Source organism: Isoptericola sediminis (assembly GCF_013085345.1).
GTDB lineage: Bacteria > Actinomycetota > Actinomycetes > Actinomycetales > Cellulomonadaceae > Isoptericola > Isoptericola sediminis.
This window is the reverse complement of record NZ_JABFAJ010000018.1, coordinates 131,351-155,539: the sequence shown is the minus strand read 5'-3', so window position 1 is coordinate 155,539 and position 24,189 is coordinate 131,351. Positions and strand designations below refer to the sequence as shown.

Here is a 24,189-nt window from a genome sequence, read left to right as displayed (position 1 = left end):
GGGCGGGACGGACCGTCCCGCCCGACGTGGCCCTAGACAGGAAGGGCCGCGACCAGGCCCTCCTTGAGCCGGTCGATACCCGAGGGCGGGCGAAAGCGGTCCCGGACCAGGTCGACGACCTGCGCGAGGGAGCGGTCGCGCACGTCGTCCGGCCGGACCGGGTCCTGGTAGCGGTCCGGACCGAACGCCGAGCAGTAGTCGCGGAACTTGAAGTCCCCGCCCACCAGCTTGTTGCTGACCTTGAGGCGGACGTTCGGGACCCCGAGCGAGTCGGCGAAGATCAGCCCGTGCATCGACGACGACACGATGACCTCGCACGAGGCGATCTCGCGGGCCACCTCCTCGGGGGACCACGCGACGTCGATGCGGCGGACCGACGGGCCCAGGTCCGTCAGCGCGCGCATCGTGCTGTCGCCTGCGTCCTTGTAGTGCGGGACGACTCCCAGCGCGTACCGCTTTCGCACGGGACCGTCGACGAGCCGATCGGCGAGGATGCCAGGGTCTCCGAGCGCCGTCGCGGCTCGGGACTCCGGGGACAGCTGCTCCAACGACAGCCGGCCACGCACGGCGAGCGGGCGGAAGGACGGCGGTGCCGCGTCCTGGAGGGGCGCGATCATGCCCGTTCCCCAGATCTTGGGCATGCGGTCCGGACGGCTCCGCAGGACCGTCTGCAGCACCGACCCGGCGCCGACGACGTCCGCCTGCTCCAGCGGCGACCACTCGACCGGCCTGCCCGTCAGGCGCTCCAGGAGCGGAGTGGTCAGTTCGTCACCGAAGTTGAGCTCTGTCGGATAGCGCCAACGCCACCACCACAGTCGGAGCGGGCTCACCAGTTGCTCCCTTCGCGCGGACTGGCCGCGGTTGCGTGGGCGTCCGGCACCGGACGACGGCGCGCGACGTGCGCGACGGCGCCATGGGCGGCGTCGGCCGGCGTCGCGGTGGTCAGGATCTCGGGCGACTCGACCGACAGGTTCTGCGCGACCACGACGGGCAGCAGCGTGCCGTCGAGCGAAACGTTCAGCACGATCTCGGTGTCAATGGCGTCGAAGGGCACGGGGAGACGGGCGGCGAGAAGCCCTTGCGCCACCTCCCGCCAGGGCAGGCGGTACCGGGCATCACGCCCCCCCGCGGGGTCGACGGTCGCGTAGGCCCGGACGTCCGCGCCCGGACGCGGCAGCGCGATGACGGCCTCCGGGCGCCCGTCCTCGTCGAGCCGGAGTTCCTCGAGGGTCGCCGCCTCGACGGGATGGACGGACCCGTCCCGGTCGAGCGAGAGGTTGCCGTGGCTCGCCGTCCCGTACAGGACGGCACCGACGGAGATCAGCACGACGGCGTCGGTGTCGACCGACCGCGTCCGTGCGCTGCCGAACCGCACCGCAGCACCGGCCTGCGTTCCCCAGAGAGGAGTCAGGTACAGGTCCCAGACCCCGTGCGGCGGCAGGGACTCGGGACGTGTCCTGAGGCCGAAGGTCAGGGCATCGTGCCCATCGGCCCCCCGACGGGTGCCCAGGTCGCCGACCTCGGCGGGAACCGCGTCGTCCGTGCCGCGTCGGCGCCACGACGCGTGGACCGTCGTCGGCGCGGGGCGGTCGTCGGGGCCCTCGACCTGGCCCCGCAGCGTGATGTCTCCCGCACGGTCGACGTTGAGGCCGGTGAGCAGGTGCTCGATCGGGGGCGCCTCGACGTGCAAGACCTCCGGGCCGACGATCGCCCCGATGGACCTTGGGACGTCGAGGACGAGCCCCTCGTCGCGGGCCTCGACCGCGAGGTGCCGGACGTTGCCGCCGGCGAACTCGACGAGCTCCGTGAGAGGTTCGGGATCGCCACGGAACACGAGCTCGAGCAGGGGGCGGGCCGGCGCGGCGAGTCGTCGGCGCAGGTCCGGTGTCCACAGGTGCCCGAACTCGTCGACCACCTGGGCCACCAGGCCGGCGCGTTCCTGCGGATCGAGCTTGAGGTAGCCCTTGCGGAACACCCCCTCCAGAGCCGCACCGCCGAACGGCCTGACGAGCAGTGCCTCCCGGGAGGGACCCGGCTCCGTATGACGCACGATGACGGCGGAGAGGAGCCGTGCCTTCATGAGCTTGTCGTCGATCGTCTCCGACGTCCGTGACTGGTGCTCCGCGACGTCATCGTCATGACCACGCACGAGGTAGTAGTCGGAGTCGGCGAGCACGGCGATCCGATCCGCGGTGAGCTCGGCCTCGGCGACGAATGCCTGGTCCTCGCCGTTGCGCAGACCTGTGGGGAACCTCAGGCCATGGCGTCCGACGTGGTCCGCGTCGAACAGCTTGGTGGGGCCGAGCGCCGTGATGAGGTGGTGCTCGACCATGTCGGCGTCAAGGGTCGTGCGACGGAAGGCACGGCGGGGCACACCGACCCGGTTGCCGAACCCTTGCATCCGTCCGAGCACGACCTGGGCGCCGGAGGCGGACGCGACGTCGGTCATCGTCTCCAGCGCGTGCGGCGCGAGGAGGTCGTCGGCGTCGAGGAAGAAGAGATAGCGCCCGGTCGAGAGGTCGATGCCGTCGTTCCGCGGAGCTGCTGCGGAGCCGGAGTTCTCGCGGGACACGACCCGCATGCGGGGGTGGTGTCGCGAGAGCTCCTGCAGGATCGCGGCCGACTCATCCGTCGATCCGTCGTCGACGGCGACGATCTCGATCCTGTCGGCCGGCAGCGTTTGTGCGAAGACCGACCGGATCGCGTCCTCGACGAAGCTGCCGGAATTGTAGACCGGCACGACGACGGAGACGACCGGGCGCTCGACCGGCGCGGACATCGCCCGGGACTGCTCGGTCGGCAGCACCTCCACCTCGGCGTCTCCGCCGCGGTCGATCCTTACCATGAAGGGTGCCGGTCGGCGCCGTCCCCCGTCGGTGAGCACGACCTGCCAGAGTCCCGGAGTGGCCGATGCCGTGACGGTGAGGTGTGTCTGCGGTCCTTCGGTTTCGAGCCTGAAGCGGCCCGGTGCCGTGGAGGCGCCGAGGCGACGACGGACCTTCAGCGCCGTCCGCCGCACGATCGACCCGACGGGCGCCACGAGCTCGGCCGTCCCGGACGTGGGCCGGCGTCGGCGCCCCTCGGCCGGAGCCACGTGGACGCCGTCCAGTGGGACGGAGAATGTGACGCGGCTGCGGCCCGCGTCATCGGGGCGTGTCTCGAGGTGGACGTCGGCCTGTCTCGGCCGGGAGTCCTCGACGACCGTCCGCAGCGTCCCGCTCGTGTCGAGGCTCAAGGCCCCGGCCTGGTTGCGGTAGGCGACGATCGGACGGTCGCCGACGACAGCCGGCCGGGCTGCTCCCTCGTGGCGCAGGCCGCTGCGCGTCTCGACGCCGTCCTCCGAGGTGACGGCCATGACGTCCCACACGCCGTTCCTCAGCGGCTTGCCGCCCACGACCTCCCGCGGGTCGAGAGTCGCTTCGGAGCGGAGGCGGACGGCGACGCGCCCGGGGGACACGGGAGCGAGGACGCTGAACGTCCTGCTCGGGACGTCCACGGCGGTCGTGCCGGACCGCGACTCCAGCGCGATGCCCGCGGAGGCGGGGGCCGACGCGTCGCCCGCACCGACCCCCGTCCCGTCGTCGGGCGAGGGAACCGTACGCTCCCGCCCCGCGTCGTCGACCCATCTCGTGGTCGACCAGATCCGCAGCGCACCCTCGACCCACACCGTCGCGGTCACGTCCGAGACGGCGTGGAAGGCGCCGTCCACCTCAACTGATCCCCTGGGGGAGTCCACCGTGCCTCCGTCGTACTTCGTGAACCGAAAGACCGCGATCAGCGCGACCCGGACTCGGCCAGGTAGCGCGCTCGCCACTCGGCGTTCACGGCCGTCGCCTGACGTGTCGTACCCGGCTCCGGGAGAACGGCGGGCACGGGGACGTCGAGGCGTGCGCAGACATCGGCCACGGTCCGCGCGGGATCCTCCAGCATCTCTTCGTACACCACCACGTGCGGGGTGATGCCTCTCGTCTCGAAGAAGGTGTCCCAGGCGGACTCCTGCTTCTGGAAGGCGCGGATGCCCTTGGTGATGGCGTCGGCGTCGTAGACCGGCTCCCCCTTGGCCTGGTGGAAGCTGATCCACGCCTTGGTCTGCTGGGCGATCACCAGCGACACCGCCTGCGCGACCTTGTCCGACCGCGTGATCCGGATCCAGTCCTGGGGACTGAGGACGGCCATGACCTCCTGGTCGTCCATGACGTCAGCGAACTGCTTCCAGTGCGCCTTGACCCCGAACCAGCCGCTCGGCGAGGTGCGACGTCGCATGACGGCCTGCAGCGTCGCCGCCCGGGTCGGCTCTCCGAGCCGCTCCTGCCAGGTCGCGAGGTGCTGCGTGTGGATGTACTCCAACGGGCTGCCGAGCTGTCCCGTCCCGTGGAGCAGGTGCCCGAGCATGTGGCTGCCGGATCGCGGCATCGAGGCGATCACGTAGGTCCTGGGCGTACCGGAGAAGGTCGGCTGGTCATAGGCGTCGCCGAACTGGTCCCACTTCTGGGAGCCCGTGTCGCCGGATCCTGGCCGACCTGCCTGCTGCTGGCTCATGGGTTGATCTCTCCTTCTCCCGTCACGACGAGGGAGCGTAGGCAATGGCGGGAACTCTACCGGACGGTCGGACCGCGGGGACGTCGTCGAGCAACGCCACGAATGCCGGGCCATGGTCTCCCGGGCCATCCTGGCGTGCAGTGGGGAGCGCTACAGTTGTCCCTGTTTCCTCCCGCAGCAGCGCTCCGGCCGGACGGCCGGTCCGACAAGACGTCTTGGATGTGGAATGACCGCGATCGACGCCCGGCAGAACTCGCTCCTCTTGCCCGAGGGGGCCAGACTCTTCCACATCGGACTTCCCAAGACGGGGACGACGCACCTGCAGAACGCCGCCGCGGCGCTGCGTGAGCCCTTGCTCGAGCACGGGGTGCTGTACCCCGGCCGCACCTTCAACCACCGTCGCGAGGTGTCCTCGTTCATGGGGCGCGGCTGGGGGTGGGGCCAGAAGCCGACCCTCGAGCACTGGGAGCGCCTCCAGGCGGAGATCGAGGCCGACCCGGGGAACCGGATCTGGTTCGGGCACGAGTTTGCCTCCGAGGCCTCCGTCAAGACGGTCAAGCGGTTCCAGGAGGCGATCGGCGAGCGGATGCACGTCGTGGTCACCCTGCGGCACTACGGCTCGATCCTCGCCTCCTCCTGGCAGCAGTACATGAAGATGGGCGCCACCGTCGACTTCGAGAGCTGGCTCGAGGCCGTGCTGGCTGACCCGCCGGACCGGAGCGTCACCCGGACCTTCCACACGCGCAACAACCAGGGCCTGGTCCTGTCGCGCTGGGCGAAGATCGTCGGCGCGGAGAACGTCACCGCCATCGTGATCGACAAGGCGACCCCCAACCTCCTGACCGACGCGTTCGAGGATCTCCTGGGGCTGCCGCGGGACTTCCTCACGGCGCACGAGCAGGACGGCTTCTCCTCCAACCGGGGCATGTCGGTGGACGAGGCCGAGCTGCTGCGCGCCGTGAACACCGAGCTCAAGCGGCAGGACCTGCCGTGGTCGGCCTACGAGCACTGGATGCGCCAGGGTGTGGCCGGGAACCTCATGACGGCGCGGAAGCCCGGTGACCACGACGCGGCGTTCGAGCTGCCGCGCTGGGCCGCCGAGAAGGCCACCGAGCGGGGTACCCGCTACGCGGACAAGATCGAGGCGACGGGTGTCCGCGTCGTCGGCGACCTCGACGTGCTGCGCGCGCCCGCCCGATGGAGCGACGACCCGGTCTTCACCGTCGACGAGGTGCCGCTGGAGGCGGCGAAGGCAGCGGTGCTCGGTGCCATCGAGGCGGGTCTGGAGAAGGGTGAACGGCTCGAGCGGACGACCGGTTCGCTGGCCGAGAGCCGCGAGGACCTCAAGAAGGAACGGCAGCGCCGCGACATCGAGATGCTCGAGCGGTTCAAGGCCACCGAGCTCGCCTCCGAGGTGGCCCGCCGCGCGGTTCGACGGGTCAAGGGCCTGGCCCGACGCGGCTGAGGGCGCACCCCGGGCCGCGGGGAGGCCCGGGCTCAGTCCTGCCGGCGGACGGAGACCGGGCGACCCGCGGCCACGGTCAGGGCCTGCGCGGGGCCGAGGTCCTCGCTCCGACCTCGGTCGTCGCCCGCCGGGCCCAGGACCTTCGTCGGCTGCCCCACGACGGGGCCCCACGACGGGGTGACCTGGACGTGCCAGGTGCCCGGCTCGAGCATCGGCAGGTCCAGCTCGACGCGGGCCGTGCCCCGGTCGTCACCGACCACCGTGGCCGGAACGTCGACGGCCGCGCCGCCCGGCGTCCTGAGCAGGCGCGCGGCGACGGCGTCCGGCGCGGTCCGGACCCGGCGCCCCTCCACGTCGGCACGCAGCCGGGCCGGTGATCCGTCCGAGGAGGGTTCTGCCGAGACCAGCGTGCTCCTGGTCACCACGGGGCCGGCCCGGCGCCACTCCAGGGGGACGCTCCGGGCCAGGTCCGCCGGGAGGTTGACGACCAGCTCGTCCCCGTCCCGGACGTAGCGGAGCCGGCGGACGTCGCCCCTGACGTGCCGGGCGACGGCCAGCGCCTCCTCGTCCCGACCGGCGAAGAGCAGCCAGAGCGGGAGCTGGAGGTGCGGCTCCAGATGGGCCCGCACCCCGTCCGTCCACAGGTAGCCGAACCGTTCACGGATGCGGTCCAGCCGGACGGCCCGCACCTGCGGGTCCTCCTCGAAGGACAGGCTCCGCAGCATGCCGTGGTAGACGTAGCGGAAGGCCCGGCGCAGGAGGGCGTCCCGGGTCCGACGGGACGTGACGTGCTCCTCGATGAGGTCGACGAGACGTGAGGACTTCTCGAAGATCGTCTCGAACCCGGCACCCGACTTCGACAGGTGCCCCCCGTCGTCACGCAACCGCCACAGGTAGTACGGCCTGTCAGCCAGGATCGCGACACGGCGGGCCGTGAGCTCCGCCGCCGCGACGAACAGGACGTCCTCACCGACGCTGATGTCCTCGGGGAACCGTAGGCCGTGCCGCTCGATGTGGGAGCGCCGGAAGAGCTTGTGCGGCGTCATCGCGTGGAACAGGTGGTCCCTCGCCAGCTCGGCGTCCAGGACGGTCCGCCGGAACGTGGTCGACGGCTGACCGCGGCCGCCCATCCCCTGCATCTTGCCGAGGACGACGTCGCTGCCCGTGGCATCCGCCGTCTCCACCAGCTCCTGCAGCGCCCACCGGGTGAGCTGGTCGTCGGCGTCGAGACAGAACACGTAGGTCCCCGTGGCGTGGTCCAGCGCGACGTTGCGTGGACGGGACGCCGAGCCGGAGTTCTCCTGGGCGATGACGCGCATCCCGGGGTGCTCGGCCGCCAGCTTCTCGAGGATCGCGAGCGTGTCGTCCGTGGACCCGTCGTCGACGACGATGATCTCGATGCGATCCGCGTCGAGGGTCTGCTCGAAGACCGACCTGACCGAGTCCTCGACATACCGGGATACGTTGTAGGCCGGGATGATCACCGACACGGTCGAGCGCGGGCCGCGGCGCCGTGCGACGACGCGGGCCGCGCGCCGGGCCAGGAGGCCCACCGCCCGGAAGGGCCGCCTCGCCACCGTCCGGACGTCGGGGGCCGGGCTCATGCGCCGGTGTCCGCCCGGGACCCGTCGGCCCGGAGGCGCTCGTCGAGGTTGCTCACGGCGCGCTCCGTCCGGGCCGCGTCGACGCTCGGCGCGACGCCGCGCTCCCGGGCGTCCTGCCGCGCCCGTTCGAACACCACGTCGTAGAGCTCGGCGACACGACGGTTGTCGCGCCGCAGGGCGTCGACCTCGCGGCGCAGCTCCTGCAGCTCGCGCTCGTAGGCGACGAACCGGAGCGGGCCCACGGCGTGGTCGGAGGTGAGGTCGCTGAGGGCCTCGAGGTTCTCCACGGTCCTCGGAGCGAACCGGCGGGCGATACGGGCGAGGAAGGACTTCATGTTGCGGGCTCCTTGCGGGGTCAGCGCCAGATCAGCGTCGTCAGGGTCTGCCGGTCGCCGATCGACGTCGGCTGGTCGTCGGACTGGACGGTGTGCAGGCCCATCCCGAACCGACGCGCCTCGGCACGCAGCTTGGTGGCCCGGAGGCTCCACGTCTCGGGGTTCTGGGGGTCGCGCAGCGGGTCGTCCGTGCACACCGTGGCGTAGCAGAAGGTCTGCTTGTCGATCAGGCCGGTGAACAGCGTCTGGAAGAGGTCGGATCGGCCGAGCTCGGGCATCTCGTGCAGCAGGTGGTGCGCGAAGAAGTAGGGCTGCCGCCCCTGGTCGATCAGCTCGAGCGTCAGCTCCAGCAGCATGTGCCGGTTGTTGAAGTTGCAGAACCGGTACTCGACGCCCTCGGGCCGGTGCTGGCGCGCCAGGCGCAGCGCCTCGTAGCTGTAGTCCAGGCCGAGAACCTCGTGCCCGGCGGCGGCGATCCGTTCGGTGAGCCGCCCGTCGCCGCAACCCAGGTCGATCACGAAGGACTCCGGCGGGAGCAGCGAGACGAACTGGTCGACCTGCTCCTCGCCGCCGCTCGGCCCGGCCGGACGGGTGGGCTGCTTCTCGTAGTGCTTCTCCCAGTAGACGCGCTGCCGGTTGAAGACGCCGAAGTAGTTGTCGAACCGGCGGCGCGTCGACCGCGGCGAGACGAAGACGAAGGACGGGTCCGGGATGCGCCAACCCTTGCCGTAGGCGAACTCCAGCCACGCCTCGGGCCGGGCCGGCGCGGGGAGCTCGACCCCGTCGATGGTCATCGTCGAGACGGGCACGAGCGTCTCGCGGGGCAGCTCGCCACGGAGGGCGAAGGGCTGGTTGTAGAGGCCGTCCTCGGTGTGGTAGCCGGTGAAGATGTCGACGTAGTGGTCGGTCTCGCCGGTCTCCGTGAAGAAGGTGACCTGGATCTGCGCGAGGCTCAGCACGATGGCGGTCATCCCGGCGTCGGTCAGCCGGCGCTCCAGCTCGTAGCTGACCCGGCCGGCCTCCCAGTCGTCGGTGGCCCCCGACAGGAACGCGAAGTCGATGTCGTCGTCGTGGGGGAGGAGGCCGCCGTTGCGCATCGCCCCCAGCAGGCTCCCGCCGACCATGTAGATCGGGTAGCCCCAGGACTCCATGAGGTCGGCGATGTGCCGTGCGTTGGCCAGCAACCGGTCACGCACGCCGTCGTCGGAACCTTCGAGCACCGGGCCGAGCCGGTCCCACTTGTTCATCGCGAGCCACCGGCCCTGCGCGTCGACGACCTCGACGCGCCGTCCCCGCGCCGCGCCCCCGAAGACGACGTCGCCCCTGCCGAGCACAGTGTCGTCCGCCGAGCGCCGCACCGTCACGGTGCTGCGGCCACGAAGATGCGGACGCAGGGCGTCCGGCCACGCGAGCCGGCGGCCCAGCGGGTGGCGGGTGTGACCCGGCAGCTTCGTGGACCACACGCGGTGTCCGTCGAAGAGCACGTCGACCGTCTCCGAAGGCTGGTCGGCGGGAACGCGAACACGCATGCCCAGGCGGGAAGCGGTCACGGAGCTCATCGCAGGAAGGGCCCTTCATCGGCGATAGTGGCAGGTCGCGAGTCTACGGGACGTTCCCGACGGGGTTCGACAAGGGGCGGTCCCGGCAGCGCTGCGCGCCCGCTACTGTGGGCGGGCCCAGCGAACCGCCTGACGAAAGGTGCCCATGCACGTCGCCAACGTGCTGTCCGTGCTCGACATGCCGGACCGCCGCGCGCTCTACCTCGAGGGGAGCGCAGCCGAGGACGCGGATCGTGCCGTCGTCGCCCCCGACGGAACCGTCGTCGTCCCTGCGGGTACCTCCCAGGGCTTCGCGACCTACTTCGGGGCGTTCCCCGCCTCGTACTGGGTGCGCTGGACGGGGACGACGGTCGCGCGGCTGGAGCTCTCGCTCGAGGGTGCGGGGACGGTCCGGGTCTCCCGGAGCGCACCGGACGGGTCGTCCGCCGTCGTCGCGACCGAACCCGTGGCGGCCGAGCTGGCGATCGACGTGGACGTCCGTGACGCCGCGGACGGCGGATGGCTCTGGTTCGAGGTCGAGGCGACCGACGAGGTCCGCGTGCGTTCCGGGCGGTGGCTCGTCGACGTGGCTCCGCGGCGCGAGGGCCGTGTCAGCCTGGCGATCACCACCGTCAACAAGCCGGACTTCTGCCACGCCACGTTGTCGGCGATCGCCGGCTCGCCGGCGCTGCGCGAGGTCGTGGACACCGTCTACGTGATCGACCAGGGGTCCGACAAGGTCGTCGACCACCCGCGCCACGCGGAGGTCGCCCGGGCGCTCGGCGACCAGCTGACAGTCATCGACCAGGGCAACTTCGGCGGGTCCGGCGGCTTCTCGCGCGGCATGCTCGAGACGCTCGAGTCCGGCGCGGACGCCGTGATGCTCATGGACGACGACGTCACCGTCGACCCCGAGGCGCTGCTGCGCGCCGTGCGGTTCCACCGGTCCGCCGTGGACCCCGTCATCGTCGGCGGGCACATGCTCGACTACTACGCCCCGACGGTGCTGCACGCCTTCAGCGAGCACGTCGACCAGCGGCACTTCATGTGGGGCTCGGTCGTGCGGGAGCAGGAACGGCACGACCTCGCCACGGCGCCCCTGCGTGACACCCCCTGGTTGCACGCCCGCGCGGACGGCGACTTCAACGGCTGGTGGATGTGCCTGGTGCCGACGACCGTGCTGCGGGAGGTCGGGCTGTCGCTGCCCTTCTTCATCAAGTGGGACGACGCCGAGTACTGCCTGCGGGCGGGTGAGGCGGGGTTCCCGACCGTCTCGCTGCCCGGCGCGGCGCTGTGGCACGTCGCCTGGGTCGACAAGGACGACACGGTCGAGTGGCAGGCCCGCCTGCACACCCGCAACCGCGTCGTCACGGCGCTGCTCCACGCGCGACGGCCCCGCGGCGGCACGATGCTGCTCGACCTGCTGGCCACCGACCTCAAGCTGCTGCTGGGGATGCGCTACTACCCGGTCGACCTGCACGTGCGCGCCCTGCACGAGGTGCTCGACGGCCCGCTGCAGCTCCACCAGGAGCTCGAGCGGACCGTCGCCGACGCCCGCGCGATCGGCACGGAGTACGTCGAGACGGTGCGCCACGGACCCGGTGACGAGGTGTTCGACGCGCCCGACCGGGCCGCCGGCGGGCAGCCGGTGGCGCCCAAGCCCGAAGGGAGGGCGCGGCAGGCCTGGTTCGCGTTGCGTAGCATCTCGCGGACGTTGCGTCCGGTGTCGGCGGCGGACCGCCGTCGGCCGTCGGCCGTGCTGCAGCGGTCGGAGGCGGCCTGGTGGGAGGTGCCGCGGCACGACTCGGTGCTCGTGCTGTCGGGCGACGGCGGGTCCGGGACGTGGTTGCGCCGCGACGTGCGCACCTTCTGGCGGTTGCTGGTCGCGACGAGCGTCGCTCACCTGCGCCTCGCCTTGCGGTGGCGCTCGACGGCCGCCCGGTGGCGGGCCGCGGCGCCCGAGCTGGCCTCCGTGGAGGCGTGGCGCCGGACCTTCGGTCGCTGACCCGCCCGAGCCTCCCCGTCCGTGCCTCTAGGATGTGCGAGATGTCCGCACCCACCGTCGTCGCCGTCGTCGTGTCGTACAACCGAGCAGAGCTGCTCCGCTGCGCGCTCGACGCCCTGGCCGCACAGACCCGTCCCGTCGACCGGGTCGTCGTCGTCGACAACGCCTCGACGGACGACGCCCCGCGCGTGGCGCGCGAGCACCCCGCCGTACCGGAGGTCGTGGCGCTCGCCCGCAACACGGGCGGCGCCGGCGGGTTCGCGGTCGGCATCGCGACGGCGGTGACCGACCACGCCGCCGACCTGGTCTGGGTCATGGACGACGACACGATCCCCACCCCCAGCGCGCTGTCCGAGCTGCTCGCCGCGCGCGAGGCGTACGACGGGGATGTCGTCGCGCTCTGCAGCAAGGTGGTCTGGACCGACGGTTCCGACCACCCGATGAACACGCCCCGGTCACGCCCGGGGGCCTCGTCGGCCGACGTCGAGCGGGCGAGGGCGGCCGGCGCGATGCCGGTCCGCTCGATGTCCTTCGTCTCGATGATGATCGACGCGGCGGACGTGCGCCGCGTCGGCCTGCCGGTGACGGACTACTTCATCTGGAACGACGACTTCGAGTACGCGACCCGCCTGCTTCGCGACCGCGTCGGTCTGTACGTCCCGGGGAGCGTGGTCGAGCACCGGACGAAGAAGCTCGGCGCCACCGACGCGGACCCCGGGCCGCGGTTCTACTACGAGGTCCGGAACAAGGTCTGGATGTTCACGCGCTCCGACGCGCTGAGCATCGGGGAGCGCGTCCTGTACGGGGGATCGACGCTGCGGCGCTGGGTGCGCACGGTCCGGCGTTCCCAGGACCGCGCCACGCTGGCCCGGGCGGGTCTGCGCGGGCTCCGGCACGGACTGATCCGCGGCCCCCGGCCGGACACCGAGGTGTTGTCGGGCGTGGGCACTGCCGCACTGACCGTGGCGCGGCTAGAGGCCGGAGCCTCGGCGCCCGCTCCTGTACCCGTCGGCCGCATCGCCCAGGCCGCCGGGCCGTTCGTCGCGGGGGAGCAGCTGGAGGACCGCAGGTTTTCCGTGCTACTGCCGGTGTACCGCGGTGACGACGCCGCGCACCTGGAGCGCGCGTTCCGGTCGGTCACGACCGACCAGACCTTGCGTCCCGACGAGGTCGTCGTCGTGCGCGACGGCCCGGTCGGCGAGGAGCTGGCGAAGGTGCTCGACCGGCTGCCCGGCCTCACGGACGTCCCGGTCACCGTCGTGCCGCTGCCGCGCAATCTCGGGCTGGCCAGCGCCCTCGAAGAGGGTCTGGCGGTGTGCAGGCACGAGATCGTGGCGCGGGCCGACGCCGACGACATCTCGCTGCCGGCCCGCTTCGCGGAGCAGGTGCCGCTGGTGGCCTCGGGCTTCGACATCGTCGGCTCGGCCATCTGGGAGTTCGACGAGGACGAGCACCACCGCGGCCTGGTCCGGGTGCCGCCCACCGGGGCCGGCATCGCGGTGGCGGCCCGGTTCCGCGACCCCTTCAACCACCCCTCGGTCGTGTACCGGAAGTCCGCGGTCGCCGCGGTCGGCGGTTACCAGCACCTCGACCTCATGGAGGACTACCTGCTGTTCGCCCGGATGCTGGCCGCGGGTGCCCACGCCGAGAACATCACGGACCCGTTGGTGCTGTACCGCGTGGGTGCCGGCGCCTACGCCCGGCGGGGTGGCCGCCGTCTGCTGGCGTCCGAGCTGGCACTGCAGCGGACGCTGCACGACGAGGGTTTCGTGTCCACGCCGCAGCTGGTGCGGAACGTGCTCGTCCGGGCCGGCTACCGATTGGTGCCCGAGCGGATCCGGGCGGCCGGCTACCGGGCCTACACCCGCCGGCGTGGCGGTTATCTCTCCAACGACCTGCAGGAGCTGAACGGATGAACGCCGACCTCGTCGTCGTCGGGACCGGGTTCTTCGGCCTCACGGTGGCCGAGCGGATGGCGTCCGCCGGCCGCCGGGTGCTGATGATCGATCGCCGCGAGCACCTCGGCGGCAACGCCTACTCCGAGGACGAGCCGACCACGGGCATCGAGGTGCACCGGTACGGCGCGCACCTGTTCCACACCGCGAACGAGCGGGTCTGGGAGTACGCCAACCGGTTCACGGACTTCACCTCGTACACCCACCGCGTGTACACCACGCACCGGGGCGAGGTGTTCCCGATGCCGATCAACCTGGGGACCATCAACCAGTTCTTCCGGTCCGCGTACGGGCCGGAAGCCGCGCGCGCCCTCATCCGTGAGCAGGCGGCGGAGCTGGGGGACAAGAACCCTGAGAACCTGGACGAGCAGGGGGTCCGCCTCATCGGCCGCCCCCTGTACGAGGCATTCATCCGCGAGTACACCGCCAAGCAGTGGCAGACGGACCCGCGGGATCTGCCGGCGTCGGTCATCTCGCGTCTGCCCGTGCGCTACACGTACGACAACCGGTACTTCAACGACCCGCACCAGGGTCTGCCCGTGGACGGGTACACCGCCTGGCTGGAACGCATGGCGGACCACCCGAACATCGAGGTGCGCCTGGGCACGGACTTCTTCGACACGTCCCAGCCGGTCCACCAGCGGGCCGTCGTGGGGCAGGTGCCCGTGGTGTACACCGGGCCCGTCGACAGGTACTTCGACTACGCCGAGGGCGAGCTGTCGTGGCGGACGCTGGACTTCGACACCGAGGTGCTGGACGTCGGCGACTTCCAGGGCACGTCGGTGATGAACTACGCCGACGCCGAGGTCCCGTACACCCGCATCCACGAGTTCCGGCACTTCCACCCGGAGCGGGACTACCCGAGCGACCGCACGGTCATCATGCGGGAGTACTCCCGGTTCGCCGAGCGCCAGGACGAGCCGTACTACCCGGTGAACACTCCCGAGGACCGGGAGCGGCTCCGGCGCTACCGCGCGCTGATGGACGGCGAGCAGGACGTGCACTTCGGCGGCCGCCTCGGCACCTACCAGTACCTCGACATGCACATGGCCATCGGGTCGGCGCTGTCGATGGTGGACAACAAGCTCTCCTAGCGGGCGCCGTCACGGCACCCAGGCGCACGCCAGCCGTCCGTCGCCGTCGGCGGTGACCGCCCCGGCGGCGTCGGGGACGAGGCAGGACTGACCCCGGTGCAGCGAGGTGGTCCCGGCCTGCGTCAGCAGCCGGACGTCACCGTCCAGCACGAGCACGACGCGCGGCCCGTCCGCCGGCAGCACCACCGGCTCGGCCGGGTGCAGGTCCGCGGTGAGCAGCGCGAACTCGCTGACGGGCGTCCGGTAGCTCGTCACCAGCGAGGACGTCCCCGCCACGACGGTGTCCGGCCGTACCGGGGGCCGCGGTGCGAACGCGGCGCACCCCAGCAGCGCGTCGGCGTCGACGTGCTTCCCCGTCAGCCCGGCGCGCAGCACGTTGTCGGACGCCGCCATGACCTCGATCCCCAGGCCGGACAGGTAGGCGTGCACCTCTCCGGCCGGGATGAAGATCGCCTCCCCGGGTTCCAGGGAGACCCGGTTCAGCAGCAGCGACGCCACCGCACCGGGATCCCCGGGGTGCTCCTGGGCCAGCTGCAGGACGGTGGCGTCGGCCCGGGGGTCGGGCGAACCCGTGGCCAGCCGTTCGGCGACGGACGCGACGGTGGCGGCGACGTCGTCCGCGCAGGCGGGTTCGTCGCGGGCGCCGACGAGGGCCGCGAGCGCGGCACGCATCCCGGGTCCCGACCGGGTCCCGCGCACGGAGGTGCGCACCTGCTCGACCAGGCGTCCCTCGAGGCCCTCCAGCAGCCCGAGCACCGTGCGCGGGCTGCGGAACCCCGCCAGACCCTCGAACCGGCTGAGCGCCACGATCATCTCCGGCTTGTGCTGCTCGTCGTGGAAGGAGCGGTCCGGGGCGTCGGCGGGCAGGGCACGCTCGCGGCGGTACCCGGCGCGCGCGTCGTGCGGCCGCGGGTGCACCTGCAGGGACAGGGCGCGGCGCGCGGCGAGCACCTTGAGCAGGTAGGGGAGGCGCGGGCCGAAGCGGTCGCTGGTGCGTCGGCCGAGGATCTCATGGGGTGCCCGGGCGACGAGGTCACCGAGGCTCGTGCCGTCGGCGAGCCGCGAGGGCGCGGCCGGATGGGCGCCGAGCCACAGCTCGGCGGCGGGTCGGCCGTCGACGGGCAGGCCGAGCAGGTCCTGGATGTGCTCGAAGGACCCCCAGTCGTACGACCGCACGGAATTGTCCAGAAGATGAATGGAATGCGCATCGACATCTGCCGTTCGCGCAGTGTTCATCAGCATGTCATCGTCCTTTCCGGCGGCGAGGTATATTCCTCGGCGATCGGGTATCGTCTCGATTCTTCATCGACCTTGCGGAGCTGTCGTGCACGCTTTTCACACTCTGGCCTATCTCGACGTCGAGAAGTCGGGATCCACCTATGTCTCGCAGTTCCTGCGCGACTTTCTCGACGACGACGAGGTGTGGTGCCGCAAGCACCACGAGCTGGAGGACCGTCCGCCCGCGGGACGCCTGCACGTCCTGTCGGTCCGGGACCCCGTGGACACCTACCTGTCGCTGTTCTCCTACGGGTGCCAGGGCAGGGGCGGGCTCTTCGGCCGGCTGCGCGACGCCGGCCACGGCGCGCTGTACGACGGCACGGCGGCCGGGTTCGACCGGTGGCTCGACGTGGTGCTGGACCCCGCCTCCGCAGCGGTGCTGGATCCGCCGAGCTACCACCGCCGCGGGGTGGCCGAGCACACCGGCCTGCTCTCCTACCGGGTGGCGCGCCTCGCCGCACCGCGCCCCGACCGGTGGATGCGCGACGTCGGGTCGCCGGAGGAGTTCGTGGCGGCGTACCGTCGGCACCACGTCGTGGACGTGGTCCTGCGCAACGAGAGTCTCCCGCAGGACCTCGAGGCGCTGGTGCTGCGTGACGACCTCTCGTGGCGGCCGTCCCGCCAGGCGGCGCTGACCGCCGTCCGGGCCCAGCAGCGGCTCAACACCAGCGCACGGCTGGACTCCGTCCCCGGGTTCGCCGTCCCCGCGGACCTCCGTGGCCGGGTGACCGCGCGGGAACGTCTGCTGGGGGAGGTCTTCGGCTACGACCACGGTCATCGCACACCGACCAGCGAGTCGATCCAGGCCAGGTCGCGGGCGTAGCGGTCCCGGAGCTCGGCGGCGGCGCCCGGGTCGAGGAACGACGCCGGGACGTCGTCGGCGGCCGGACGCCGTCCGAGGGCCTCCGTCACGAACCGGTGCAGGGCCGCTCGCTCGTCGGCGCCGTCCAGCAGCGGCAGCACCGCGACGGACAGGTCCGCCATCCGCTGCGTGTACCGCGTGTTGGTGCGGCGGGAGACCTCGTCCCCGACGGTCGCTCCCGCCGCGTCCAGGAGCTGCAGGGCGTCGGTGAGGATCTGTCCCACCAGCGGCCGCTCGGGTGCCGGGCGGGCCCGGTCGTAGTCGTAGACGGTCACGTTCCCGGCGCCGAAGGCCTCGACCAGCCGTTCGACCGGTGCGCGCCACGAGAGCCCGTCCAGGACGCGGTCGGCCAGCTCGTCGAACCGGGCCGGGCGGCCGTGCTTGAGCTGCTGCTGGTACGCGGACTCGAGGAAGTCGCCGTAGCTGCGCACGGTGAACTGCACGTGGCGGTGGACCCCGGCGGTGGCGCGGTCGATGCCGGCGACCGCCTCGGACAGCCGCGGGTACAGCACCGGCGAGTCCCGGACGAACGCCGGTCCGACGTTGGACTCGCACGAGTAGAACAGTCCGTCGGCGCGGCTCGCGCTCCAGGCGGACTCGAGGAAGCTCCTCAGCCGGGCGTCGGCCCCGGGCCGGGAGGTGTCGTACCAGCCGCCGAGCGCGGCCCGGATCTCCGGCTGGGTCGTGCGGACCGCGACCCCCTCGCGCGCCAGTGTCTCGGTGTGGTCGCGGCACCAGGCCTGCACGGCCGTGGTGCCGGTCTTCTGGGACCCCAGGTGGAGCACGACGCGGCGGTCGGCGGGGGCTCGGCGCCGGCGACGCAGGGCCGCGGTCGTGCGGTCGATCAGGTTCATCGGACCTCCACCAGGGTGCGGATGCGGGTGCGGTCGGCGAGGTCGCGAGCGGCCAGGAGCTCCTCCTGGCGGGCCGTGAGCGGCCAGGCCGGTGCGCCACCGACGTCGATGCCGTCGACGAAGGTGCGCAGCATGCGCCGTTCGTCCCAGGAGCGCAGGTGCGGCAGCGCGGCCAGGGCGACCTCGGTCTGCCGGCCCGACCAGACTCGACGGACCGGGTCGGCGGTCGCGTCCTCCCCGAGCCCGGTCGGCCCGCCGAGCAGCTCGCCCAGGGCGGTGGTGAGCACCGAGGCGGCCGCGTCGCGGCGGTCAGGGTCGGTCGCCACGTCGTGGACCGTCACCCGGTCGGCGCCGACCGTCGCGACCACGTGCTCCACGAGCGGGACCCAGGAGGCGTCCTCGGTCGTTGTCAGGAAGTCCTCGAACGTGACCACGTGGCCGTGGCGGACCGCCGTGACCCAGGCGTCCACGAGCGTCTCCGCCTGGCGGCCGATGGACAGGTGGAGCGTCCAGGGCACGTCCTCCAGCGCGGCGGCCACCCCGTCCACGCCCGCGGCGGCGGTGGGGTGCAGCGGCCCACCGGTGTGGCGGAAGGCCGGTCCCAGCGGTGCGTGCGAGGAGAACAGGGCCGGCCCCTCGGCGGTGAGGTACTCCCGGACCTGGCGGCGGCTGCGGTCGCTCCGCCAGTCGAGGGCGGGCACCGCCCGGCGGAGCTCCGACCAGGTGGTCCGCGCCGTCAGGCCGTGGCGCCGGAGCGTCCGCCGGTGGGTCCCGCACCAGTCCTGGACGGCGCGGGCCGTCGGCGGGTGGGCACCGAGATGGACGGCCACCGCCGGTGCGGTGGCAGGGGGCCGCGACGTCGTGTCCGGCATCGTCGTTGCTCCTGTTCTGGGAGTTGGTCAGAGGAATGGTGGCACCGAGAGGGCCCTGAATGACATTCTCGTGGCCGGGCACAGGGTCCGTGGTGCCATTCCGAAGAATGTTCACCGATCGGCCACCGACTGTTCCGTCCGCGTTACCGGGAATGGGCCGACGGCGTCGTCCGGGCGACCTAGAGTCGCCGACATGCACCATTCCGTCCTCGTCGTGATCCCCGCCCGTGGCGGGTCGGTCGGCGTCCCGCTGAAGAATCTGCAGCACGTCGGCGGGAGCTCGCTGGTCGCCCGCGCCGTGCGGGCGGCGACCGCGGCACCCGCGGTGACCGACGTCGTCGTGTCCACCGACGACGACGGGATCGCCGCCGAGGCCCGGCGGCACGGTGCCCTGGTCGTCGAGCGCCCGGCGAACCTGGCCGGCGCGACCGCCAGCTCGGAGTCCGCCGTGCTGCACGCGCTGGACACGCTCGCGGCGCAGGGCCGGCCCGACCCCGCCGTCACCGTCCTGCTGCAGGCGACCAGCCCGTTCGTCGACCCCGCGGACCTCGACGCCGCGATCGGCCGGGTGCTCGACGACGAGCACGACGTCGTCGTCGCCGTCACCCCCACCCACGACTTCCAGTGGCGCCTGGACGCCGGCGGCCCCGTCCCCGTCGGGCACACGACGGACCACCGTCCGCGGCGCCAGGACCGGGCACCGCACTTCCGCGAGACCGGAGCCTTCTACGTCATGCGCACGGCCGGGCTCCGGGCGGCCGGGAGCCGGTTCTTCGGGTCGGTCGGCCTGCAGCCCGTGGCGCCGGAGCGCGCGCTCGAGATCGACGAGCCCCGTGACCTCTGGCTCGCCCGGGCCCTGCTCGACCGCCCCGCGGACGACGTCGCCGGGCCCGCCCCCGTGCCGCAGGACGCCGCGGCGCTCGACGTCGACGCCCTCGTCACCGACTTCGACGGCGTGCACACCGACGACCGCGTCCTCGTCGACTCCGGCGGTGTCGAGACGGTGCGCGTCCACCGCGGCGACGGTCTCGGCATCGGCCGGCTGCGCGACGCCGGGCTCCCGGTCCTCATCCTGTCCAAGGAGACCGACCCCGTCGTCACCGCCCGGGCCCGCAAGCTCGGCGTCGAGGTCCTCCAGGGCGTCGACGACAAGGCCGCGGCCCTGCGCGCCTGGTGCGCGGCGCGCGACCTCGACCCCCGACGGGTCGCCTACGTCGGCAACGACCTCAACGACCTCCCCGCCCTGGGTGTCGTCGGCTGGCCGGTGGCCGTCGCCGACGCCCGTCCCGACGTGCTCGCCGCCGCGCGGGTCGTCACCGCAGCCCGCGGCGGCCACGGCGCCGTGCGCGAGATCTGCGACCGCATCGTCATCACCCATCGGAAGGACCCCGTCATGACCACCACCACGACCACCGCGGCGCTGCAGCCCGTCCAGATCGGCGAGCACCAGGTCGGTGCCGGCCACCCCGTGTACGTGATCGGCGAGATCGGGATCAACCACAACGGCGACGTCGAGATCGCCAAGCAGCTCGTCGACGTCGCGGTCGCCGCCGGCTGCCAGGCCGTGAAGTTCCAGAAGCGGACCCCGGAGATCTCGACGCCCCCGGACCAGCGCGACAAGATCCGGCAGACGCCCTGGGGCGAGATGACCTACCTCGACTACAAGTACAAGGTCGAGTTCGAGCACGACGAGTACACCGAGATCGACCAGTACGCCAAGGCGCAGGGCATCCAGTGGTTCGCGTCGCCGTGGGACGTCCCCTCGGTGGCGTTCCTCGAGGAGTTCGGGGTGCCGACCCACAAGATCGCCTCGGCGTCGGTCACGGACCACGACCTGCTGCGGGCGCTTGCCGACACGGGCAAGCCGCTCATCCTGTCGACCGGGATGTCGACGCTGGAGCAGATCGACGCCGCCGTGGAGATCCTCGGGACCGACGGTCTGGTGATGCTGCACGCCACGTCGACCTACCCCCTCCCGCCGGAGGAGGCGAACCTGCGCACCATCGCCACGCTGCGCGAGCGCTACGGCGTGCCCGTGGGCTACTCCGGCCACGAGACCGGCCTGCAGATCTCCCTCGGTGCCGTCGCCCTCGGTGCCGTCGCGGTCGAGCGACACATCACCCTGGACCGGGCCATGTGGGGTTCCGACCATGCGGCGTCCGTCGAGCCGAAGGGCCTGAACAACCTGGTCCGGGACATCCGCATCCTCCAGGACGCGCTCGGCGACGGCGAGAAGCGCGTGATGCCCGGCGAGCACGCCCCCATGTCGCGGCTGCGCCGCGTCGCCGGCTGACCGCGTGACGGACGGGGAGGTCGCGGACCCGATGATCCACGCTCGACCCCAGGTGTCCGTCGTCGTCCCCGCGCGGGACGCCGGCGGGCACCTGCCCGACGCCCTGGGCTCCCTGCGGCGCCAGGGCCTCGACCTGGACCAGGTGGAGGTCGTGGTCGTCGACGACGGGTCCACGGACGACACCGGCGACGTGCTCGACGCCGCCGCCGCGACGTTCCCCGCGCTGCGCCGGCTCCACCATCCGACGCCTCGCGGGGTCTCGGCGGCCCGCAACCGGGGGATCGCCGCGTCCACCGGGCGGTGGATCACGTTCCTCGACCCGGACGACTGGTACTTCCCCGGTCACCTGGCCGCGATGGTGCGGGCGGCCGAGCAGCACGACGTCGACTTCCTCGTCTGCGACCAGGTGCAGGCGCACGGCACGGGTCGCCGGCTGGTCCGGGCCCCGGAACCACGTCGGCACGTCGCCCTCGACCCGCGGACCGGCATCATGCCGACGAACCGGTCGACCATGGTGAACTACGTGCAGGTCTCCTCCCGGATGCTCGCGCGCCGGGTCGTCGACGCGGGGCTCGCCGTCTTCGACGAGAGCCTCCCGACGGCGGAGGACCGCGAGTGGGCGTGGCGCCTGCTGCTCGGCACCCGGTCCTACGCCGTCGTCGACGCCCCCGGCTACGTCTACCGGCGGGCCGTGGACGGCTCCCTGACCGACATCGGTGACGCGCGCCAGCTCGGGTTCCTCGAGGCCTACGACGCGGTGCTCGACCAGCTGCGCGACCAGGACCTGACGCGGTACGAGCCGAAGGTCGCCCGCGACCTCCTGGCGGTGCTGCACCACCACGTGAAGCGACGGGCGTCCTACCCGGACGCCGTCTGGACGCAGATGACGGGACGGACCGCGCAGGTCCTGGCCCGTCTCGACGACGCGGTCCTCGCCCGGCAGGTCGCGGGCATCGGCCCCGAACGTGCCCGGGCGATCCGCAGGCAAGGAGTACGGCTGTGACCATCGGGACGCAGGTCGTGACCGCCTCGACGCTGTTCGGCACGGCCACGGTCGTCGCGGCGTGGGACGCCGGTGTGTTGCCGCGCCGCGACCGGACGGTGCTGGTGGTCCAGCACAACGTCCCGGCACCGGAGGCGTCGGAGGACTTCACCCGCGGCCCCGGCTTCGCCGCGCTGGCCGACCGGTTCGACCACGTCGTCGCCTGGAACGACGTCGTCGCGCCGCACCACCCCAAGTCGTGGACTCCGCGTCCGGCCGACGCACCGGTCTGGGAGCGGCTGCTGCGCGAGCGGTGGCGGCTCGGCGACGGCCCGCTCGAGCTCGTCGGGGAGTCCGTGGCGACCCCGCCGACCGGGGCGCTGGTGGCCATCTTCGCGAGCGCGGCCCTGACCGTGTACGCCGACGGGCTGATGGTCTACGGGCCGACCCGGTTCGACGTCGGCCACGAGGTCGGCGGACGGGTCGAGCGCGTGCTGCACCCCGACCTGCTGCCCGGCGTCCGCCCGACGCTGCTGGCCGAGTGGGACGTGCCCGGCGCCGTCGTCCCCGGCGAGTCGTTCCGCAAGGTCGTCGCCGCGGTGACGGACGCCGTCGAGCGGGGTGGCGCGGCGCTCGCGGGCGTGCTGCCGCCGGCCGGGTCGTACGCGCTGGTCCTCGGGCAGTACCTGGCCGCGGTCGGACTCCTGACCTCGCAGGAGGAGCAGGCGCTGCACCGGCGGATGGTGGACGCGGCGGCGGACCGGGGGTTCACGCGCGTGCTCCTCAAGCCGCACCCGTCGGCGCCGAGGCAGGGGACGCGGGACCTCGCCGCCCACGCGGCCGCGCGCGGTGTCGAGCTGGACGTGGCGCCCTCGGCCGTGCTCGCCGAGTCGGTGTTCGACGTGTCGGCACCCGGACTGGTCGTGACCTGCTTCTCGACGGGCCTGGCCACCGCCCGCGCCCTCTACCGGATCCCCACGGTCGGCGTCGGCACCGAGACGCTGCTCGACCGGCTGGAGCCGTACCCGAACTCGAACCGGGTGCCGGCGGTCGTCGTCGACGCGCTCGAACGGACCGACGAGGCCTGGGGCGAGGACCCCGCGCGGATGCAGCAGCTCGTGCGTGCCGTCTCCTACTGCCAGCAGCCCGAGCGCCTGGCCGCGTTCCGTGACGAGACCGCCGCGCTGCTGCGCGGCCTGGACGACGCGGAGCTGCGCCGGTGGTTCCGACGCCGTCGGCTCACGGCGCTGGGCCTGCCCGGCGGGTTCCCCGTGCCGTGGTGGCGGTCCACGCGGCTGGTCGCCGCGCTCGACGGTGCGGACCGGCGGCTGCTCGGCGGGCGCCTGCGACGGCTCGTCGCCTCCCGGGCCTCCGGCGGCGGTGACGACCTGCGGGCCGCCGTCGGCGTCGCGCGGGCGAAGGTGGCCTCCCGTGGGTGACGCGGACCTCGCCGAGGTGCTCCGGCAGCCGGAGGCCTTGCCCGACCGCTGCGGGGTCACGGTCGTGGCCTGCGTGCGCGACGAGGAGGCCTACCTCGAGGCCGCGATGCGCTCCGTGCTCGCGCAGGACCACGACGGGGAGCTGAGGCTCGTCGTCGCCGTCGGCCCGTCCCGCGACGCGACCGAGCGGATCGCGGCCGGGCTCGCGGCCGCGGACGACCGGGTCGTGCTCGTCGACAACCCGACGGGATCCCGCTCGATCGGGCTCAACCTCGCGATCGAGCACGCCGACGGCCCGGACGGGCACCCCGTCGTCCTGCGGGTGGACGGGCACACCGAGCTGCCGCCCGGCTACGTGCGCCGGTGCGTCGACCTGCTGCGCCGTACCGGTGCGGTCGGGGTCGGCGGGGTGATGAACCCGGTCGGCACCGGGACCGTCCAGGAGGCGACGGCGCGGGCGATGAGCCACCCGGCGGGTATCGGCGCGGCCTCGTTCCACGTCGGGGGCGACCCCGGGCCGGCGCAGACCGTGTACCTGGGGGCGTTCCGGCGGGAGGCCGTGCGCCGCGTCGGCGGGTACGACCCGACGCTCTTCCGGGCCGAGGACTGGGACCTGTGCCTCCGGCTCCGCCGGGCCGGCGGTCTGCTGTGGTTCGACCCGGCCCTCGTGGTCGAGTACCGCCCGCGACGGACCGTGCGGGCCGTCGCCAAGCAGTTCTGGCGCACCGGGATGTGGCGGCGCGAGGTGGTCCGCCGGGACCCGTCCACGGCGGGTCTGCGCTACCTGGCACCGCCCGTGCTGGTGACGGTCCTCGGGATGTCGGTGCTGGTCGGGGCGGCAGGGCTGCTGACGGCGGCACCGGTGCTGACCGCGGTCGGGGCCGTGGCGCCGGCGGGGTACCTCCTCGGCGTCCTGGCGGCCACCCTCCACGCCGCGACCCGTCGGCCCCGGCTCGCCGCGCGTTCCGCCCTGGTCCTGCCCGTGGTGCTCATGACGATGCACCTGTGCTGGGGCGCGGGGTTCGTCCGGGGTCTGACCGCCCGGGCGGCGGTCGACCACCGGGCCTGATCCGG

At 72.8% G+C, this 24,189-nt stretch carries 18 protein-coding genes and 1 pseudogene; 10 read left to right on the top strand and 9 right to left on the bottom strand.

The window, feature by feature from the left end; translation table 11 throughout:
* Window positions 1-32: 32 nt before the first annotated feature.
* Genes HLI28_RS15785 through HLI28_RS10210 form a run of 3 tightly spaced genes read right to left on the bottom strand, consistent with a single transcriptional unit; the run spans window position 33 to window position 4,539 of the window.
* The gene (locus HLI28_RS15785; RefSeq protein ID WP_171247407.1) at window positions 33-830 is read right to left on the bottom strand and encodes a polysaccharide pyruvyl transferase family protein; all 798 of its coding nucleotides are present in this window, start codon (window positions 828-830) and stop codon (window positions 33-35) included.
* Window positions 827-3,736: a glycosyltransferase gene (locus HLI28_RS10215; RefSeq protein ID WP_171247406.1), complete on the bottom strand. Its 2,910-nt coding sequence runs from the start codon at window positions 3,734-3,736 to the stop codon at window positions 827-829. The genes HLI28_RS15785 and HLI28_RS10215 overlap by 4 nt, the downstream gene beginning before the upstream one ends.
* A gap of 38 nt (window positions 3,737-3,774) precedes the next feature.
* Complete coding sequence (locus HLI28_RS10210; protein WP_171247405.1) at window positions 3,775-4,539, bottom strand: Stf0 family sulfotransferase; 765 nt, start codon at window positions 4,537-4,539, stop codon at window positions 3,775-3,777.
* Window positions 4,540-4,765: 226 nt separating this feature from the next.
* On the opposite strand from HLI28_RS10210, the gene HLI28_RS10205 reads away from it, so the two are divergent.
* Window positions 4,766-6,004 (top strand): hypothetical protein, encoded by a 1,239-nt coding sequence (locus tag HLI28_RS10205; RefSeq protein WP_171247404.1) that lies wholly within the window; start codon window positions 4,766-4,768, stop codon window positions 6,002-6,004.
* Between the two features lie 32 nt (window positions 6,005-6,036).
* Here the strand turns inward: HLI28_RS10205 and HLI28_RS10200 are convergent, their stop codons facing one another.
* The 3 genes from HLI28_RS10200 to HLI28_RS10190 are packed head-to-tail and all read right to left on the bottom strand — an operon-like array spanning window position 6,037 to window position 9,406.
* Window positions 6,037-7,608, bottom strand: a complete 1,572-nt coding sequence (locus HLI28_RS10200) for a glycosyltransferase family 2 protein (protein WP_171247403.1) — start codon at window positions 7,606-7,608, stop codon at window positions 6,037-6,039.
* Window positions 7,605-7,943, bottom strand: coding sequence for a hypothetical protein (locus HLI28_RS10195; protein WP_171247402.1), 339 nt, complete (start codon window positions 7,941-7,943; stop codon window positions 7,605-7,607). The genes HLI28_RS10200 and HLI28_RS10195 overlap by 4 nt, the downstream gene beginning before the upstream one ends.
* 20 nt (window positions 7,944-7,963) lie before the next feature.
* Entirely contained in the window at window positions 7,964-9,406 is a 1,443-nt protein-coding gene (locus HLI28_RS10190) for a methyltransferase domain-containing protein (protein ID WP_171247401.1), read from the bottom strand.
* Window positions 9,407-9,647: 241 nt separating this feature from the next.
* Between HLI28_RS10190 and HLI28_RS10185 the strand changes: the two genes are divergently transcribed.
* From HLI28_RS10185 to glf, 3 genes are read left to right on the top strand one after another with little or no spacing between them, the layout of a single operon-like run.
* Window positions 9,648-11,486: a glycosyltransferase gene (locus tag HLI28_RS10185; RefSeq protein ID WP_171247400.1), complete on the top strand. Its 1,839-nt coding sequence runs from the start codon at window positions 9,648-9,650 to the stop codon at window positions 11,484-11,486.
* A gap of 41 nt (window positions 11,487-11,527) precedes the next feature.
* Window positions 11,528-13,402 (top strand): glycosyltransferase, encoded by a 1,875-nt coding sequence (locus HLI28_RS10180; protein WP_171247399.1) that lies wholly within the window; start codon window positions 11,528-11,530, stop codon window positions 13,400-13,402.
* Window positions 13,399-14,535: a UDP-galactopyranose mutase gene (gene glf / locus HLI28_RS10175; RefSeq protein ID WP_171247398.1), complete on the top strand. Its 1,137-nt coding sequence runs from the start codon at window positions 13,399-13,401 to the stop codon at window positions 14,533-14,535. Before HLI28_RS10180 ends, glf begins: the two co-directional genes overlap by 4 nt.
* A gap of 9 nt (window positions 14,536-14,544) precedes the next feature.
* Here glf and manA read toward each other — a convergent pair whose 3' ends face one another.
* Window positions 14,545-15,771 (bottom strand): mannose-6-phosphate isomerase, class I, encoded by a 1,227-nt coding sequence (gene manA, locus HLI28_RS10170; protein ID WP_171247397.1) that lies wholly within the window; start codon window positions 15,769-15,771, stop codon window positions 14,545-14,547.
* Window positions 15,772-15,859: 88 nt separating this feature from the next.
* On the opposite strand from manA, the gene HLI28_RS10165 reads away from it, so the two are divergent.
* A complete protein-coding gene (locus tag HLI28_RS10165; RefSeq protein WP_171247396.1) occupies window positions 15,860-16,636 on the top strand; it encodes a hypothetical protein in 777 nt (258 codons plus the stop codon).
* Here the strand turns inward: HLI28_RS10165 and HLI28_RS10160 are convergent.
* Together HLI28_RS10160 and HLI28_RS10155 are read right to left on the bottom strand one after the other, a co-directional pair.
* The gene (locus tag HLI28_RS10160) at window positions 16,588-17,529 is read right to left on the bottom strand and encodes a hypothetical protein (protein ID WP_171247395.1); all 942 of its coding nucleotides are present in this window, start codon (window positions 17,527-17,529) and stop codon (window positions 16,588-16,590) included. The two genes, HLI28_RS10165 and HLI28_RS10160, sit on opposite strands and share 49 nt — an antisense overlap.
* Window positions 17,526-18,401, bottom strand: coding sequence for a hypothetical protein (locus HLI28_RS10155; RefSeq protein ID WP_171247394.1), 876 nt, complete (start codon window positions 18,399-18,401; stop codon window positions 17,526-17,528). The genes HLI28_RS10160 and HLI28_RS10155 overlap by 4 nt, the downstream gene beginning before the upstream one ends.
* A gap of 193 nt (window positions 18,402-18,594) precedes the next feature.
* Here HLI28_RS10155 and HLI28_RS15295 point away from each other — a divergent pair.
* From HLI28_RS15295 to HLI28_RS10135, 5 genes and pseudogenes are all read left to right on the top strand, one after another.
* Window positions 18,595-19,677, top strand: a pseudogene (locus HLI28_RS15295) (cytidylyltransferase domain-containing protein); the annotation flags it as partial.
* Window positions 19,678-19,794: 117 nt separating this feature from the next.
* A complete protein-coding gene (locus HLI28_RS15290; protein WP_216077611.1) occupies window positions 19,795-20,694 on the top strand; it encodes an N-acetylneuraminate synthase family protein in 900 nt (299 codons plus the stop codon).
* A gap of 4 nt (window positions 20,695-20,698) precedes the next feature.
* Entirely contained in the window at window positions 20,699-21,697 is a 999-nt protein-coding gene (locus HLI28_RS10145; RefSeq protein WP_171247392.1) for a glycosyltransferase, read from the top strand.
* Window positions 21,694-23,115 carry a polysialyltransferase family glycosyltransferase gene (locus HLI28_RS10140; protein ID WP_171247391.1) on the top strand — a complete coding sequence of 474 codons (1,422 nt, stop codon included), beginning with the start codon at window positions 21,694-21,696 and terminating at the stop codon, window positions 23,113-23,115. Before HLI28_RS10145 ends, HLI28_RS10140 begins: the two co-directional genes overlap by 4 nt.
* A complete protein-coding gene (locus HLI28_RS10135) occupies window positions 23,108-24,184 on the top strand; it encodes a glycosyltransferase family 2 protein (protein ID WP_343035781.1) in 1,077 nt (358 codons plus the stop codon). Before HLI28_RS10140 ends, HLI28_RS10135 begins: the two co-directional genes overlap by 8 nt.
* Window positions 24,185-24,189: the final 5 nt, after the last annotated feature.

Excerpts from the sequence above, each read along its gene's own strand:
- HLI28_RS10205 (WP_171247404.1), top strand. The coding sequence starts at position 4,766 with ATGACCGCGATCGACGCCCGGCAGAACTCGCTCCTCTTGCCCGAGGGG.
- HLI28_RS10200 (WP_171247403.1), bottom strand. The coding sequence starts at position 7,608 with ATGAGCCCGGCCCCCGACGTCCGGACGGTGGCGAGGCGGCCCTTCCGG.
- HLI28_RS10160 (WP_171247395.1), bottom strand. The coding sequence starts at position 17,529 with ATGAACCTGATCGACCGCACGACCGCGGCCCTGCGTCGCCGGCGCCGA.
- HLI28_RS10210 (WP_171247405.1), bottom strand. The coding sequence starts at position 4,539 with ATGAGCCAGCAGCAGGCAGGTCGGCCAGGATCCGGCGACACGGGCTCC.
- HLI28_RS15290 (WP_216077611.1), top strand. The coding sequence starts at position 19,795 with ATGACCACCACCACGACCACCGCGGCGCTGCAGCCCGTCCAGATCGGC.
- glf (WP_171247398.1), top strand. The coding sequence starts at position 13,399 with ATGAACGCCGACCTCGTCGTCGTCGGGACCGGGTTCTTCGGCCTCACG.
- HLI28_RS10185 (WP_171247400.1), top strand. The coding sequence starts at position 9,648 with ATGCACGTCGCCAACGTGCTGTCCGTGCTCGACATGCCGGACCGCCGC.
- HLI28_RS10195 (WP_171247402.1), bottom strand. The coding sequence starts at position 7,943 with ATGAAGTCCTTCCTCGCCCGTATCGCCCGCCGGTTCGCTCCGAGGACC.
- HLI28_RS10180 (WP_171247399.1), top strand. The coding sequence starts at position 11,528 with ATGTCCGCACCCACCGTCGTCGCCGTCGTCGTGTCGTACAACCGAGCA.
- manA (WP_171247397.1), bottom strand. The coding sequence starts at position 15,771 with ATGAACACTGCGCGAACGGCAGATGTCGATGCGCATTCCATTCATCTT.
- HLI28_RS10155 (WP_171247394.1), bottom strand. The coding sequence starts at position 18,401 with ATGCCGGACACGACGTCGCGGCCCCCTGCCACCGCACCGGCGGTGGCC.